This window comes from Streptomyces sp. NPDC026206 (genome assembly GCF_040638465.1).
GTDB lineage: Bacteria > Actinomycetota > Actinomycetes > Streptomycetales > Streptomycetaceae > Streptomyces.
In genome coordinates, this window is record NZ_JBEZYL010000017.1 from 14,990 (window position 1) to 30,296 (window position 15,307).

The 15,307-nt window shown below is 71.0% G+C and carries 12 protein-coding genes; 7 read left to right on the forward strand and 5 right to left on the reverse strand.

Translation table 11 applies throughout. The annotated features are described in order from the left end of the window. Positions 1-100: 100 nt before the first annotated feature. Positions 101-1,483 carry a glycine--tRNA ligase gene (locus AB0F13_RS22045; RefSeq protein WP_362084840.1) on the forward strand — a complete coding sequence of 461 codons (1,383 nt, stop codon included), beginning with the start codon at positions 101-103 and terminating at the stop codon, positions 1,481-1,483. 71 nt (positions 1,484-1,554) lie between these two features. Here AB0F13_RS22045 and AB0F13_RS22050 read toward each other — a convergent pair whose 3' ends face one another. Further along, complete coding sequence (locus AB0F13_RS22050; RefSeq protein ID WP_362084843.1) at positions 1,555-2,175, reverse strand: Uma2 family endonuclease; 621 nt, start codon at positions 2,173-2,175, stop codon at positions 1,555-1,557. 138 nt (positions 2,176-2,313) lie between these two features. On the opposite strand from AB0F13_RS22050, the gene AB0F13_RS22055 reads away from it, so the two are divergent. After that, positions 2,314-3,516 (forward strand): sensor histidine kinase, encoded by a 1,203-nt coding sequence (locus tag AB0F13_RS22055; protein ID WP_362084845.1) that lies wholly within the window; start codon positions 2,314-2,316, stop codon positions 3,514-3,516. Continuing rightward, complete coding sequence (locus AB0F13_RS22060) at positions 3,504-4,148, forward strand: response regulator transcription factor (RefSeq protein WP_362084848.1); 645 nt, start codon at positions 3,504-3,506, stop codon at positions 4,146-4,148. Before AB0F13_RS22055 ends, AB0F13_RS22060 begins: the two co-directional genes overlap by 13 nt. 31 nt (positions 4,149-4,179) lie before the next feature. On the opposite strand, the gene AB0F13_RS22065 is transcribed toward AB0F13_RS22060, so the two are convergent. The 3 genes from AB0F13_RS22065 to AB0F13_RS22075 form a co-directional block, all read right to left on the reverse strand. Further along, on the reverse strand, positions 4,180-4,767 hold the full coding sequence (locus AB0F13_RS22065; RefSeq protein ID WP_362084851.1) for a TetR family transcriptional regulator: 588 nt from the start codon (positions 4,765-4,767) through the stop codon (positions 4,180-4,182). 145 nt (positions 4,768-4,912) lie between these two features. Continuing rightward, positions 4,913-5,917, reverse strand: coding sequence for an aldo/keto reductase (locus tag AB0F13_RS22070; protein WP_362084854.1), 1,005 nt, complete (start codon positions 5,915-5,917; stop codon positions 4,913-4,915). 123 nt (positions 5,918-6,040) lie between these two features. After that, complete coding sequence (locus AB0F13_RS22075) at positions 6,041-7,507, reverse strand: MFS transporter (RefSeq protein ID WP_362084857.1); 1,467 nt, start codon at positions 7,505-7,507, stop codon at positions 6,041-6,043. 101 nt (positions 7,508-7,608) lie between these two features. Between AB0F13_RS22075 and AB0F13_RS22080 the strand changes: the two genes are divergently transcribed. From AB0F13_RS22080 to AB0F13_RS22095, 4 genes are all read left to right on the forward strand, one after another. Further along, a complete protein-coding gene (locus AB0F13_RS22080) occupies positions 7,609-8,493 on the forward strand; it encodes a helix-turn-helix transcriptional regulator (RefSeq protein WP_362084860.1) in 885 nt (294 codons plus the stop codon). An 88-nt stretch (positions 8,494-8,581) separates the two neighbouring features. Further along, positions 8,582-9,712, forward strand: a complete 1,131-nt coding sequence (gene dusB / locus AB0F13_RS22085; protein ID WP_362084863.1) for a tRNA dihydrouridine synthase DusB — start codon at positions 8,582-8,584, stop codon at positions 9,710-9,712. Positions 9,713-10,095: 383 nt separating this feature from the next. Further along, a complete protein-coding gene (gene ppdK, locus AB0F13_RS22090; RefSeq protein WP_362084866.1) occupies positions 10,096-12,819 on the forward strand; it encodes a pyruvate, phosphate dikinase in 2,724 nt (907 codons plus the stop codon). 561 nt (positions 12,820-13,380) lie between these two features. Next, entirely contained in the window at positions 13,381-14,433 is a 1,053-nt protein-coding gene (locus AB0F13_RS22095; protein WP_362084869.1) for a helix-turn-helix domain-containing protein, read from the forward strand. A 37-nt stretch (positions 14,434-14,470) separates the two neighbouring features. Here the strand turns inward: AB0F13_RS22095 and AB0F13_RS22100 are convergent, their stop codons facing one another. Further along, the gene (locus AB0F13_RS22100; protein WP_362084872.1) at positions 14,471-15,307 is read right to left on the reverse strand and encodes a carbohydrate ABC transporter permease; all 837 of its coding nucleotides are present in this window, start codon (positions 15,305-15,307) and stop codon (positions 14,471-14,473) included.

The window sequence follows — 15,307 nt, forward strand, 5'->3', positions numbered from 1 at the left end:
CACCCGAGTCAGGCCAAGGCCAGAGCCGATTTGATTAGGGGGGTGGCAGCGCCGGTAACCTGAGTCATTCGCTGTTCGTCGTCGCAATGAAGAGAGCACCGTGGCCGCCGACAAGATCGACACCATCGTCAGCCTGAGCAAGCGCCGTGGCTTTGTTTTTCCGTGCAGTGAGATCTACGGCGGCCAGCGAGCCGCCTGGGATTACGGACCGCTCGGCGTGGAGCTCAAGGAGAACCTCAAGCGCCAGTGGTGGCGCTACATGGTCACCTCGCGCGAGGACGTCGTCGGTATCGACTCGTCGGTGATCCTGGCCTCCGAGGTGTGGGTGGCCTCCGGTCACGTCGCGACCTTCTCCGACCCGCTGACGGAGTGCACCTCCTGCCACAAGCGCTACCGCGCGGACCACCTGGAGGAGGCGTACGAGGCCAAGCACGGCCGCCTCCCCGAGAACGGCCTGGCCGACCTCAACTGCCCCAACTGCGGCAACAAGGGGCAGTTCACCGAGCCCAAGCAGTTCTCCGGCCTGCTCTCCACCCACCTCGGCCCGACCCAGGACTCCGGCTCGGTCGCCTACCTGCGCCCCGAGACGGCCCAGGGCATCTTCACCAACTTCGCCCAGGTCCAGCAGACCTCGCGCAAGAAGCCGCCGTTCGGCATCGCCCAGATGGGCAAGTCCTTCCGCAACGAGATCACGCCCGGCAACTTCATCTTCCGCACCCGCGAGTTCGAGCAGATGGAGATGGAGTTCTTCGTCAAGCCGGGCGAGGACGAGCAGTGGCAGGAGTACTGGATGGAGCAGCGCTGGAACTGGTACACCGGTCTCGGCCTGCGCGAGGAGAACATGCGGTGGTACGACCACCCGAAGGAGAAGCTCTCCCACTACTCCAAGCGCACCGCTGACATCGAGTACCGCTTCCAGTTCGGCGGCAACGAGTGGGGTGAGCTCGAGGGCGTCGCGAACCGCACCGACTACGACCTGGGCGCGCACGCGAAGGCCTCCGGCCAGGACCTGTCGTTCTTCGACCAGGAGGCCGGCGAGCGCTGGACCCCCTACGTCATCGAGCCCGCCGCCGGTGTCGGCCGCGCCATGCTCGCCTTCCTCCTCGACGCCTACGTCGAGGACGAGGCCCCCAACGCCAAGGGCAAGCTGGAGAAGCGCACCGTCCTGCGCCTCGACCCGCGTCTGGCCCCGGTGAAGGTCGCCGTGCTGCCGCTCTCGCGCAACCCGGAGCTGTCCCCGAAGGCCAAGGGTCTCGCGGCGGACCTGCGCAAGAACTGGAACATCGACTTCGACGACGCCGGCGCCATCGGCCGCCGCTACCGTCGCCAGGACGAGATCGGCACCCCGTTCTGCGTCACCGTCGACTTCGACACCCTCGAGGACAACGCGGTCACCGTGCGCGAGCGCGACACGATGAAGCAGGAGCGCGTCTCCCTCGACCAGATCGAGGGCTACCTGGGCAGCCGCCTGCTGGGCTGCTGACGCCGCTTGGCTGAGGCCTGACCGAGGGCCCCGGTACCGCTGGTGCAGCGGCGCCGGGGCCCTCGGTTCGGTCAGCAGGCCTTCCAGCCCTCAGTGTTCAACTCGAAGCCGAACGGGGCGGGGATGTGCACCCTGTCGCCGAACTTGACCTGCGTGTGCGCCCGGTAGCCTTCGTCGGGCGTCGGGTCGTGGTAAACGGTGACCATGCCCTTCTGCATGTCGATCAGGACGTACACCGGCACCTCGCCCTTGCCGTAGGCATTCACCTTGTCGGTGAGATCGTTACTTCTGGTCGAGGTCGATGTCTGCTCGGCGACGAGAGACAAGGTCGAACCGGGCAGGAGGATGGTGCCGAGGTCCTCGAGCGCTCCGTGGTCCGATACGTGCAGGTCCGGGCCGTATCCCCGTTCCTGTTGGGGGAAGACGTAGAGGTTCGGCGTCGTCCTGGCGCGGTGCCCCTTCGGCACATGGGCCGTCAACTGGTCCTGAAGAGAGTCAAGGATCCGGTTGTACCCGGCCTTGGACCACGGCGACATGACGATCTTCCCCCCGATGATCTCCGCGCGATAGCCCAGAGGCAGATGCTCGTTGGCCTCCTCCAGATCGCGGCAGAGCTGTTCGAACTCGGTCTTCGGCTCGTCGCCGCTTATCGGCTGGAACGCTTCTCGCGGGGTCTCCACCATGACTGCCATGATGCTCCTCCTTGTTCTTGTAAGCGGGGCAACACACACCGTAGTGGCCGCCACTGACAGACGGTGGTGCTGCTTGCACCCCAGGGCGGGCACCAGTACCATTCCGCGCCCCTGATCAGCGCGCATACCGTGTGACGCATGCGCATCCCCACCTCCCTCCGCCGCCCCTTCGACGGCGTCGGCCGTTCCGTCGCCTTTCTCGCCGCGGGCGTGCTCGTCCAGCTCGCCGCGCTCGTCGTCGTGGCGGTGCCGTGGCTGAACGGCGGGCCCACGAAGGCGCTGAGTTGCCTGGTGGCCGTGCTGGTGCCGCTCGCCGCGCTGGGAGGCGCCGCGCCCGTGCTGACCCGTGTGCAGCGGTGGCGGCTGAGGGCGCGGCTCGGGGTGGAGATACCGGCGCCGGGCAGGCGCTGGTCATGGCGCCAGGTGCGCTACCACCTGGCGCTGGGGCCGCTGCTGGCGTTGGGCGGGGCCTGTGTGCTCCTGCTGTGGGCGGCCTCCGGGGCGGCCGCGACCGTCTACGTCTGGATCTGGGCGCTGCCGGCGGAGACCCGCCTGGCGCAGGCGGGCTACGCGGTGCAGGCCGCGTACGTCACCGCCGCCGGGCTCGCCGGGCTGTACGCGGCGGCGTACCTGTCCGGGGCGATCGCCCGGCTCGACGCCCGGGCCGCCGTCGACCGCCTGGGGCCCAGCCGCGCCGAGCAGCTCGAACGCCGGGTGGAGGAGGTCACCGAGAGCCGCGCGGGCGTCGTCGACGCGGCCGACGCCGAGCGGCGGCGCATCGAGCGGGACCTGCACGACGGGGCACAGCAGCGGCTGGTGTCGCTGGCGGTCAACCTGGGACTGGCGAAGGTCACGCTGAACGACCTGCCCGAGGACGCGCGCAAGGTGATCCACGACGCGCACCAGCAGGCGAAGGAGGCCATCGCCGAGCTGAACGATCTCGTGCGGGGGCTGCACCCGGCCGTCCTGGAGGACCGGGGGCTGGACGCCGCGCTGTCCGGCCTCGCCGAGCGGGCGCCCCTGCCGGTGGACGTCCGGGTGGACCTGTCGTCGCGGCCGTCGCCCGCGATCGAGGCCGTCGCCTACTTCGTCGTCTCCGAGGCGCTCGCCAACGTGGTCAAGCACGCGCAGGCGTCGAGGGCGGACGTCAGGGTCGAACGCTTCGGGGGGATACTGCTCGTCGTCGTCTCCGACGACGGCGTGGGCGGTGCCGACCCCTCGGGCGGCACCGGGCTGGCGGGGCTCGCCAAGCGCGTCGCGTCGGTCGACGGCACGTTCTCGATCAGCAGCCCCGTGGGGGGGCCGACCGTAGTGACCGTGGAGCTGCCGTGCGCGCTGTGATCGCCGAGGATTCCGTCCTGCTCCGGGTGGGCCTGGTGAAGGTCCTGGAGGCGGCCGGGTTCGACGTGGTCGCCGAAGCCGGGGACGCGGAGGCCCTGCTGACGGCGGTGGACGCGCACCGGCCGGACCTCGTGCTGTGCGACGTGCGGATGCCGCCGGGCTTCACCGACGAGGGCGTACGGGCCGCGCTGGTCGTCCGCGCACAGTGGCCGGACACCGCGGTGCTGCTGCTCTCCCAGTACGTGGAGGAGCGGTACGCCGCCGACCTGCTGACCGGCGACACCCGGGGCGTGGGGTACCTGCTGAAGGAACGCGTCGCCGACGTCGAGGAGTTCATCGACGCCCTGCACCGGGTCGCGGGCGGCGGAACGGCCCTCGACCCGCAGGTGGTCTCCCAGCTCCTGCTGCGCCGGCACAGCGACCCGCTGGACCGGCTCACCCCGCGCGAGCGGGACGTGCTGGAGCTGATGGCCTCCGGGCGCTCCAACGCGGGCATCGCGGCCCAGCTGGTCGTCAGCGAGAGCGCCGTCGCCAAGCACATCAACAGCATTCTGGCGAAGCTGGATCTGCCGAAGGCGGACGCGGACCACCGCCGGGTGCTGGCGGTCCTGCGCTTCCTGGGCGTGGGCTGACGCGCCCCGCGTCGTCCCGCGCCCCCGCGCCTCAGTCCTGTGCGTGCAGTCCGCGCAGGAGGAGGTCGCAGACCACGTCGAACGCCTCGTCGATCCCGGGCCGTGACCACTCGGCGGCGTAGGCGGGGTCGTGGAAGCGGTTGCTCGCGTCCCACACCGCGCGGGCCGTGGCCGCGGTGTCGTCGGCGGTGAACTCCCCCTGCTGCACGCCGCTGCCGATGATCCGGGCGAGCTGCTGGATCATCGTCTCCATGTGCTGCTCGACGGTGGTGCTGTTCTCGCCGACCAGGACCATGTACGTCGCGAACAGCTCGGGATCGTCGCCGGCCTTGCGGCGCTTGGCGGCGAACAGCGCGGTGAGCCAGTCGCGCAGCCGGGTGCCGGCGGGGCCCTCCGCGTCGGCCACGGCGGACAGTTCCGCGTGCGACTGGTCGAGCCAGCGATCGGTCACGGCCTCCCGCAGCGCGGCCTTGCTGCCGAAGTGACGGTAGACGCTGCCGTGGCTGACGCCGAGCGCTCGCGCGACATCGACCACGGTGGCCTTGGCGGGGCCGTAGCGGCGCAGCACGTCCTCGGTGGCTTCGAGGATGCGGTCGGAGGTCAGGGGCTCGGGCGGCATCGGAGTGCGGTGATCCTCTCGGTCGGGCACGGCGCGGGCGGGGCGCCTCCAAGGACCGTACCCCGGCCGGTGGCGGTGCGGCCCCGGCCGGACGGCCCGCCTGCCGGGGCCGGGCGCGGTCCGCCTGCCCACGGCCCCGGCAGGCTCAGTGCTCGCTGTCCAGGTGGGCCATCTGGTCCGCCGGGTAGCGGTCACCGGCCGCGGCACCGGCCGGTACGGCCTGCTCGATGGCGGCGAGGTCGTCGGAGCCGAGGGTGACGTCCAGGGCGCCGAGCGCCTCCGCGAGGCGGTCGCGGCGGCGGGCACCGACCAGCGGGACGATGTCCTCGCCGCGCGAGAGGACCCAGGCGATGGCGGTCTGGGCGACGCTGGCGCCCCGCTCCTCGGCGACCTTGCGCAGTGCCTCGACCAGGTCGAGGTTGCGATCGAGGTTCTCGCCCTGGAAGCGCGGGCTCATGCCCCGGAAGTCGTTCGACGCGAGCTGCCGGTCACGGGTGAAGTGGCCGCTGATCAGACCGCGCGAGAGCACGCCGTAGGCGGTGATGCCGATGCCCAGCTCGCGGACGGTGGGCAGGATCTCCCTCTCGATGCCGCGCGAGAGCAGCGAGTACTCGATCTGCAGGTCCGCGATGGGCGCCACGGCGGCGGCCCGGCGGATGGTCTCGGCGTTGACCTCGGACAGGCCGATGTGGCGGACGTGGCCGGCCTCGACCAGCTCGGCGATGGCGCCGACGGTCTCCTCGATGGGGACGTTCGGGTCGAGCCGGGCGAGCCGGTAGATGTCGATGTGGTCGGTGCCCAGGCGCTGCAGCGAGTACGCGAGGAAGTTCTTGATGGCGGCGGGCCTGCCGTCGATGCCGGTGAAGCCGCCCTCGACGGTGCGCAGCGCCCCGAACTTGACGCTGGTGAGGGCCTTCTCGCGGGCTGCCGCCGGGGCGGTGCGCAGGGCTTCGTTGATGAGCAGTTCGTTGTGGCCCATGCCGTAGAAGTCGCCGGTGTCGATCAGGGTGACGCCGGCGTCGAGGGCGGCGTGGATCGTGGCGATCGACTCGGCGCGGTCGGCGTCGCCGTAGAGGGCGGACATGCCCATGGCGCCGAGACCGAGGGCGGAGACCTGGGGGCCGGTGGTGCCGAGGGTGCGGTGCAGCACGGGGACTCCTTGAGGAAAGGAAGCGGCGGGTACTCAAGAGCGGGTACGCAAGAAGCGTGACACATGGACTGACAGATTTCAATATCTGTCAGTCCATGAATGTCCGGCATGGCGCCGGACGGCTCAGCGCACCACGCGCGGCAGCCGCAGCGTCAGCACCACGGTCGCGGCCACCGCCACCAGCTGCACCCCCAGCGTGATCGCCAGCGCCTCCCGCATCCCCGCCCCCGGCGCCAGCGACAGGAACAGCGAACCGAGCGTGGCCACGCCCAGCGCCATGAACGCCTGCTGCGTGGTCACCAGCACCCCGCTGCCCACCCCCGCCCGGTCCACCGGCACCTCGCTCAGCACCAGCCGGATCGTCAGCGGCATCAGCAGGCCCTGCCCCAGCCCCTGCAGGGCCAGCCCCGGAGCCAGCCCCAGCGGGCCCAGCCCGTCCCAGCCGAACCAGAACGTCGCCGCCACCACGGACAGCCCGGCCGCCTGGATCAGCGCCCCGCCCGTGGCCAGCCGTCGCCCGTACCGCAGGGCCAGCCGCGGGCCGGCCAGCGAGCCGGCGAGGAAGGTCACGCACATCGGCACCAGGGCCAGCCCCGCCGCCATCGGACCCAGCCGCAGCCCCTCCTGCAGCGCCACCGCGAGGACGAACATGAAGCCGCCCCAGCCGATGGAGAACGGCATGATCAGCGTCAGCCCGCTGCGCACCGCGTGCACCCGCAGCAGCGACGGCGGCACCAGCGGGGTCCGCCCCGCCCGCTCCTCGCGCAGCTCCACCAGCACGAACGCCACCGTCGCGCACGGGAACACCGCCAGCAGCACCCACGACCACACCGGCCAGCCCGTCGACCGGCCCTCCGTCAGCGGCACCAGCAACGACACCAGCGACACCGACAGCAGGACCGTGCCCCACCAGTCCACCCGCGCCGGGTTCTCCGAGCGCGTCTCCGGCACCGAACGGACGGCGAGCAGCAGCGCCACCACCGCGACCGGCGCGTTGATCAGAAAGATCGACCGCCAGCCGGTGCCCAGGAGATCGACCGAGACCAGCACCCCGCCGAGCACCTGGCCGACCGCGCTGACCACCCCGGCCGTCCCGCTGTACAGGCTCAGCGCCCGGGTGCGCCGGGTTCCGCTGGTCGTGGCCTGGATCGTCGCCAGCACCTGCGGCAGCATCAGCGCCGACGCCGCGCCCTGCGCCACCCGCGCCACCACCAGCGTCCAGGCGTCCGGCGCCAGGCCGCAGGCCACGGACGTCACCCCGAAGGCGGCCGTGCCCCACAGGAACAGCCGTCGCCGGCCCACCATGTCGCCCAGCCGGCCGCCGAGCACCAGCAGCACCGCGTAGGCGACGCCGTAGCCGCCGACGACCATCTCCAGCAGCGCCGGGCCGGCGTCCAGGTCGTGGCCGATCGTCGGCAGGGCGACGTTGACGATGAAGAAGTCCAGGAACGGCAGTGCCGCCCCGAGCAGGACGGTCGCCAGCCCCAGCGGGCCCAGCGCGGGCGCGGGGGAAGCCGGTGCGGCGGGAGGAGAGGCGGACGTCGGAGTCGTCGGGACAGGGGCGGGACTGGCTGTTCGCGGTTCACTCACGGATACGACGATGGCGGTGTCCGGAGCCGGGTACCAGAGTGTCCTTATCCTGGTACAAGCAGTACCTGGCAACTGGCTGGGAGGTCCCGCACCCTGGAGCCATGACGACGATGACGCTTGAGCGCTTTGCCGTAGCCGCCCCTACGGCGGACGACGTACGCCGCAGTGAGCTCGCCGCCTTTCTGCGGTCCCGCCGCGAGCGCATCACCCCCGAGCAGGCCGGCCTCCCGCGCGGTCCCCGCCGCCGCACCCCGGGCCTGCGCCGCGAGGAAGTTGCACAGCTCGCCGCCGTGGGGGTCACGTGGTACACGTGGTTGGAGCAGGCCAGGGACATCACGGTGTCGGCCCAGGTGCTGGACTCCGTCGCCCGCGCCCTGATGCTCGACCGCGGCGAGCGCGGCCACCTCTTCGCCCTGGCCAACTCCGCCGACCCGCTGTCCGCGGCCGCCTGCCCGGGCATCACCCCCGCGCTGCACGCGATGATGGAGCGGCTGGAGCCCTTCCCGGCCTGCGTCCAGAACGCGCGGTACGACATCCTCGCCTACAACCGCACCTACCGGCACCTGCTCTGCGACCTCGACGCCATACCGCCGGAGGACCGCAACTGCCTGTGGCTCTACTTCACCGACGACGACTGGCGCGCGGGCACCGCCGACCGGGAAGAGGCGACGCGCGCCATGGTCGCCAAATTCCGCGCCTCGATGGCCGAGCACCTCTCCGATCCGGCCTGGAAGTGCCTGCTCAAGCGCCTGCAGGACGCCTCGCCGGAATTCCGGCAGCTGTGGGCGCGGCACGAGGTGGCCGAGCTCACCGCCTACCGCACCCGTCACCTGCTGCAGCCGCGCGTCGGCATGCTGCGCCTGGACTACACCAGCCTGTGGGCCGGCCCCGCCCCCGGCGCCCGGCTGCTGACCTTCACCCCGGCCGACGAGGAGAGCCACGGGAGGCTGGAGCGGCTGCTCGCCCTGGTCCGGGCCGGGGAATGAGGGACCTTTGGTCCGCCGTTCCGTTCGCCCGGATGGGGGACAATGGACGGTCAGCCCGTCCCCGTACGACTTCGAGGAAGCCCGCTCCATGACGCTCCAGATCGGTCCGCACTCGGTGCAGCCGCCGGTGGTCCTGGCCCCCATGGCGGGGATCACCAACGCGCCCTTCCGCACGCTGTGCCGTGAGTTCTCCGGCGGCAAGGGGCTCTTCGTCAGCGAGATGATCACCACGCGGGCGCTCGTCGAGCGGGACGCCAAGACCATGCGGCTCATCCACTTCGACGGCACCGAGAAGCCGCGCTCGATCCAGCTCTACGGCGTCGACCCGGTGACCGTCGGCAAGGCCGTCCGCATGATCGTGGACGAGGACCTGGCCGACCACATCGACCTCAACTTCGGCTGCCCGGTGCCCAAGGTCACCCGCAAGGGCGGCGGCTCGGCGCTGCCGTACAAGCGCAACCTGCTGCGCTCGATCCTGCGCGAGGCCGTCTCCAACGCCGGCACCCTCCCGGTGACCATGAAGATGCGCAAGGGCATCGACGACGAGCACATCACCTACCTCGACGCCGGGCGGATCGCGGTCGAGGAGGGCGTCACGGCCATCGCCCTGCACGGCCGCACCGCTGCCCAGCACTACGGCGGCACCGCCGACTGGGACGCCATCGCGCGCCTGAAGGAGGCCGTCCCCGAGATCCCGGTGCTCGGCAACGGCGACATCTGGTCCGCCGACGACGCCGTGCGGATGATGCGCGAGACCGGCTGCGACGGCGTGGTCGTCGGGCGCGGCTGCCTGGGCCGGCCCTGGCTCTTCGGCGACCTCGTCAGCGCCTTCGAGGAGGGCGGTGCGGGGACGTGCGCCTCGCCCACCCTGCGCGAGGTGGCCCGGGTCATGGTGCGCCATGCGCAGCTGCTCGGCGAGTGGCTGGAGAACGAGGAGCGGGGCGTCATCGACTTCCGCAAGCACGTCGCCTGGTACACCAAGGGCTTCTCGATCGGCTCGGAGCTCCGTAAGAAGCTGGCAATCGCCTCATCTCTGGACGAACTGGGCGCTCTTCTGAGCGAGCTGGACCTGGACCAGTCCTGGCCCCTCGGTGCGGACGGCCCGCGCGGCCGGACCTCGGGCCGCAACCGGGTGGTGCTTCCGGAGGGCTGGCTCGACGACCCGTACGACTGCGCAATCGTGGGAGCGGAGGCCGAACTGGACACTTCGGGCGGGTGAACGCGGGGCGATGACGCGTGATTCTCGCCACCTCTGATAGGTGTCGCGCTCAGATGAGCGATGAAATCGGAGGTGCACCTTTCCAAGGGGTGGCACTGCGTGCCACCCCTTTTGGCTTCAAGTCCTGATGGCGGGCATCATGAATTATCGGCAGTGCGTGACAGAGTGACGCTTTACAGTGACCTTGTCTTCAAGACGTGAAGGAAGCGGGTAGGCGCCTCAGATGAGCGCACGACTTTCGATCTGCTGGCGGATGGGTGGTTGCGCCCCCAAGATGGCGGAGTGGACCTCCTCAGATGCCTTCGATCTGGGTACGCTCCCCGCCGTCAGGGCAGCCCTCCCCCAACTGCGTCCCGGGAGGCCCCAGTGAGGAGTCGATTCCCGTGCCGGTACAAGAAGATCGCCAGAAGTTCGTCTACGACTTCACCGAGGGCAACAAGGACCTCAAGGACCTGCTCGGCGGGAAGGGTGCCAACCTCGCCGAGATGACCAACCTCGGTCTGCCCGTCCCTCCGGGCTTCACCATCACCACCGAGGCGTGCAAGGTCTACCTGGACGGGGGCCAGGAGCCGCCGCAGATGCGCGACGAGGTCACCGCCCACCTGGAGGCCCTCGAGGCGCGGATGGGCAAGAAGCTCGGCCAGGCGGACGACCCGCTGCTGGTCTCGGTGCGCTCCGGCGCCAAGTTCTCCATGCCGGGCATGATGGACACCGTCCTGAACATCGGCCTCTCCGACGAGTCCGTGACCGGCCTCGCGGCCCAGGCCGGCGACGAGCGGTTCGCGTGGGACTCCTACCGCCGCCTCATCCAGATGTTCGGCAAGACCGTGCTCGGCGTCGACGGCGACCTGTTCGAGGAGGCGCTGGAGGAGGCCAAGCGGGCCAAGGGCGTCACCACCGACGTGGAGCTCGCCGCCGACGACCTCAAGAGCCTGGTCGAGGAGTTCAAGGGCATCGTCTCCCACGAGACCGGCCGGGAGTTCCCGCAGGCGCCCCGCGAGCAGATGGACCTCGCCATAAGGGCGGTCTTCGACTCCTGGAACGGCGACCGGGCCAAGCTCTACCGCCGCCAGGAGCGCATCCCCGGCGACCTGGGCACGGCCGTCAACATCTGCTCGATGGTCTTCGGCAACCTCGGCCCCGACTCCGGCACCGGCGTCGCCTTCACCCGTGACCCCGCCAGCGGCCACCAGGGCGTCTACGGCGACTACCTGCAGAACGCCCAGGGCGAGGACGTCGTCGCCGGCATCCGCAACACCATGCAGCTCGCCGAGCTGGAGCAGCTCGACAAGGCCTCGTACGACCAGCTGATGCAGATCATGGAGACGCTGGAGACGCACTACCGCGACCTGTGCGACATCGAGTTCACCATCGAGCGCGGCAAGCTGTGGATGCTGCAGACCCGCGTCGGCAAGCGCACTGCGGGTGCCGCCTTCCGTATCGCCACGCAGCTGGTGGACCAGGGCCTGATCGACGAGGCCGAGGCGCTGCAGCGCGTCACGGGCGCCCAGCTCGCTCAGCTGATGTTCCCGCGCTTCGACGAGAAGGCCAGCGCGGACCTGCTGGGCCGGGGCATCGCCGCCTCGCCGGGTGCCGCCGTCGGCAAGGCCGTCTTCGACTCGTACACCGCCGTGAAGTGGTCGCGCTCGGGTGAGAAGGTCATCCTCATCCGCCGTGAGACCAACCCCGACGACCTCGACGGCATGATCGCCTCCCAGGGCATCCTGACCTCGCGCGGCGGCAAGACCTCGCACGCGGCCGTCGTGGCGCGCGGCATGGGCAAGACCTGTGTCTGCGGCGCCGAGGAGCTGGAGGTCGACACCAAGCAGCGCCGGATGACCGCCCCGGGCGGCGTGGTCGTCCAGGAGGGCGACGTCGTCTCCATCGACGGCTCCACCGGCAAGGTCTACCTCGGTGAGGTCCCCGTCGTGCCGTCCCCGGTCGTCGAGTACTTCGAGGGCCGCATGCACGCGGGCGCCGACGACGCCGACGAGCTGGTCCAGGCCGTGCACCGGATGATGGCCTACGCCGACCGCATGCGCCGGCTGCGCGTACGGGCCAACGCCGACAACGCCGAGGACGCCGCGCGCGCCCGCCGCTTCGGTGCCCAGGGCATCGGCCTGTGCCGCACCGAGCACATGTTCCTCGGTGAGCGGCGCGAGCTGGTGGAGCGGCTCATCCTGGCGGACACCGACGCCGAGCGGGAGGAGGCACTGGGTGCCCTGCTGCCGCTGCAGAAGGCCGACTTCGTCGAGCTGTTCGAGGCCATGGACGGCCTGCCCGTCACGGTCCGCCTGCTCGACCCGCCGCTGCACGAGTTCCTGCCCGACATCACCGAGCTGTCGGTGCGCGTCGCGCTCGCCGAGGCCCGTGAGGACGCCAACGAGAACGACCTGCGCCTGCTGCAGGCCGTGCACAAGCTGCACGAGCAGAACCCGATGCTGGGCCTGCGCGGCGTGCGCCTCGGCCTGGTCATCCCCGGCCTGTTCGCCATGCAGGTGCGGGCCATCGCCGAGGCCGCGGCCGAGCGCATCGACGCCAAGGGCGACCCGCGCGCCGAGATCATGATCCCGCTGGTCGGCACCGTCCAGGAGCTGGAGATCGTCCGCGAGGAGGCCGAGCGCGTCATCGCCGACGTCGAGGCCGCCACGGGCGCCGGCCTCACGCTGCCGCTCGGCACGATGATCGAGCTGCCGCGTGCCGCGCTGACCGCCGACCAGATCGCAGAGGCCGCCGAGTTCTTCTCCTTCGGCACCAACGACCTCACCCAGACGGTGTGGGGCTTCTCGCGCGACGACGTCGAGGCGAGCTTCTTCACCGCCTACCTGGAGAAGGGCATCTTCGGGGTCAGCCCGTTCGAGACCATCGACCGCGACGGCGTCGGCTCGCTGGTCCGCGCGGCGGCCACGGCCGGCCGGGCCACCCGGCCCGACCTCAAGCTCGGCGTCTGCGGCGAGCACGGCGGCGACCCGGAGTCGGTGCACTTCTTCCACGAGGTGGGCCTGGACTACGTCTCCTGCTCCCCCTTCCGCATCCCCGTCGCCCGCCTGGAGGCGGGCCGCGCGGCGGCGGTGGGCGGGACGGCGGCCGCCGGCGACAGCCGCTGAGCGCAGGCCGCATGAGCACCGGAGCCGCTGTGGGATGACCTCGACCCTCAGACCCTTGCGGCTCCGGTAGGAGGGGCAGTACCCGTACGGGTGCTGCCCCTTCCGGCCATCCTGGGGCAAAGGCGCTGGTCCGGACCGCGCCGGGGGCCGGGGGAGGGGCTGCGGGAGGCGCGGGGGCGGTTTAACCGCCTCGTAACGCGGCGTACACGCGGCGATCATCAGTCGTGGCGGACGGGCGGGCCGCCGTGGGCCCCGGCGGCCGGTGGAACGGTGAAGGGGCGGCGCCCGTGCGGGAGCGCCGCCCCTCTTACTCCCCCACCGGGAGTTGTTGCCGCCCGCATCGGCTCGGGCGGCAACTCACATACTCAGCGGCCGCTTTTTCGCTCGCCACCCCCCACGGGAACGAGCGGGTGCGGCCCTGAGTGCGTGAATAGCATTTCGCTTCTGCGATGTTCGCCGCGAGTCCTTTCAACTGTGGCCAAAAGGGCGTGGTAACACGGTGTATCGGTGTGCATACTCAGTGGGCGGGGGGTGGTTGCGGATGTCTCATGTGGGGGTTTGGTGCTGCGTGTCCATTTCACTGGACTCGATCTGGCCCGGTTGCGCCTGGCCGGAGACCCGGACGTGCTGTGGGAAACCGTATTGAGCCTGCACCGACTCCGGGACAAACAAGGCGAGTCGATCTTCGGCGATTGGCGCTCGGAAACCCGTCCTCGGTTGAATGGTGAAACGCGGCTTCTGGCGCCGCTGGTTCCGCCACGTGGTTATTTCCCGGACTTCCTGACACCGCCCGAAGGGTTACTCGGACTCGAGTCCGGCATACAGGCACTGCGGGCCACGCCCGCCGACCGGGTGCACGAGGAACTGGGCCGGCTGTCCACCGTCCGTACGCTGCCCGCCTGGATACGATCGCTGGCCGAGGGTGACGCCCGCGCCTTCGGCAAGCTGATCAGCGCCCTGCATTCCTACCATCAGGCGGCCATCGCCCCCTACTGGACCCACATCCAGGCGCAGATCGAGGCCGACCGGGCCGTGCGCGGCCGGGCCCTGCTGGACGGCGGGGCCGACGCGCTGCTGTCCTCGCTGCCGCCCACGATGCGCTGGCAGGCACCGGTCCTCGAGGTCGACTACCCCGTGGACCGCGACATGTACCTCAATGGCCGCGGCCTGCTGCTCCTGCCGTCGTTCTTCTGCCGGCGCACCCCGGTGACCCTGCAGAACGCGGAGCTGACGCCCGTCCTGGTCTACCCCGCCCGGGCCATGTCGGAGTCCGCGCCCGTCGTCCCGGCCGCCCCGCGCTCGCTGGGCAAGCTCGTCGGGCACACCCGCTCGGCGGTCCTGGGCTCCATAGGGGGCGGCTGCACCACCAGCGAACTGGCCCGCAGGGTGGGCGTGTCGGCGGCCTCGGCGAGCCAGCACGCGGGCGTCCTGCGAGAGGCCGGGCTGGTGCTGACGCTGCGCAACGGCAGCGCCGTGATGCACACCCTGACGCCCCTGGGCGCGGCGCTGCTGCGCGGCGGCCACCGGGGCGGCCCGCAGGCCCGCGCCCGGGTTCAGTCGTCGATGCCCGAGCGCTCCACGCCGGCCACGATGCTGCAGTTTCCCGGGGGGTGACCCCCGGACTCCAGCCGGGGCAGGCCCGCGCCCGGGTTCAGTCGTCGATGCCGGAGCGCTCCACGCCGGCCACGATGTAGCGCTGCAGGAGCAGGAAGACCAGGAGCAGCGGCACGATCGAGACGGTGGCCGCCATGAACAGCTCGTGGAGGTTGACGGTCTGCGCGGTGGTGAAGGTCGACAGGGCCACCTGCGCGGTCCACGAGCTCCGGCCCTGTCCGATGACCAGCGGCCACAGGAAGGAGTTCCAGGCGCCGATGAAGACGATCGTGCCGACCGCCGCGAAGACGGGCCGCGAGTTGGGCACGACGACGCGCCAGTACGTGCGCCAGTACCCCAGGCCGTCGACCTGGGCGGCGTCCTCCAGTTCGCGCGGGAAGCCGAGGAAGTACTGGCGGAAGACGAAGCAGGCGAAGGCGCTGAAGAGCGTCGGCACGATCAGCCCGCGCAGGGTCGAGACCCAGCCGAGCGAGGAGACGAGCACGAAGGACGGCACGAAGGTGACGGCTGCCGGGACCATCAGGGTGCCGACGACCGCGTAGAAGACGGCGTTCGCGTGCCGGTAGGGGATGCGGGCCAGGCCGTACCCGGCGAGGGAGGCCGCCAGCAGCGTGCCGGCGGTCGTGGCCACCGCGATCAGCGAGGAGTTGAGCAGCGCGTGCGCCATCGGCACGTCCGGGTCGGCGAACAGCTCGCGCACGTTCGACCAGTGCGGATCGCGCGGGAAGAACGTCCAGGTGGGTGCGGTGATGTTCGCCTCGGACGCGAGGCCGTTGCGTACGAGCAGGTAGAAGGGGATCAGGAACAGCGCGGCCAGCGCGATCAGCAGCACCAGCCGCAGCGCGCGCCCGGCGCGTACCAGAGCGTTCTCCAC